This is a genomic window from Psychromonas sp. Urea-02u-13 (assembly GCF_002835995.1).
Taxonomy (GTDB): Bacteria; Pseudomonadota; Gammaproteobacteria; order Enterobacterales; family Psychromonadaceae; genus Psychromonas.
Window position 1 is genome coordinate 1 of record NZ_PJBZ01000266.1, and the last position, 475, is coordinate 475.

At 32.2% G+C, this 475-nt stretch carries 1 protein-coding gene; it reads left to right on the top strand.

Translation table 11 applies throughout. From position 1 onward, the window contains the following. Nucleotides 1–472, top strand: a 472-nt coding sequence (locus CXF74_RS21685) for a hypothetical protein (RefSeq protein ID WP_198552970.1), incomplete at its 5' end; no start/stop codon positions are given. Nucleotides 473–475: the final 3 nt, after the last annotated feature.

Sequence of the window (475 nt, forward strand, 5' to 3'; positions counted from 1 at the left end):
AAGAGCTTTAAACGGAATAAAAACAGTTGGCTACGTTCCGCTTCGCTCCACAATTATAGCCAACTATTTTTATCCGCTTAAGCAGGCGTTAGGCATTAAATCTGGAGTTTATTTGAAATATTTTCTATCAATCATCAGTATTTTGATTTCCTCTTTATTTATAGCTATAGGGGTTATGGTTATTTTGGGAGCAACTGCATTACTTTGGAAAATAGGCTTTGCTTTAGTTACAATCTCCTATGGTATTGCTGGCTTTTATTCGCTTTATTTAGCTTTAGGTAAGCGACAAGTTAAAGGATTCAATGTTTTAAAGTATTTATCCTTAGCTTTCATGGCAATCTACATCATTGCTAATTTGGATTCAGGTATGATTAGTGGTCAAGAATTTGGTCTAATTATAATTATAAGTATTTTCATCTTATTAAATTGGTTATCAGTGAATTCAATATATAATCGTGGCCAAAATGCCTAACAA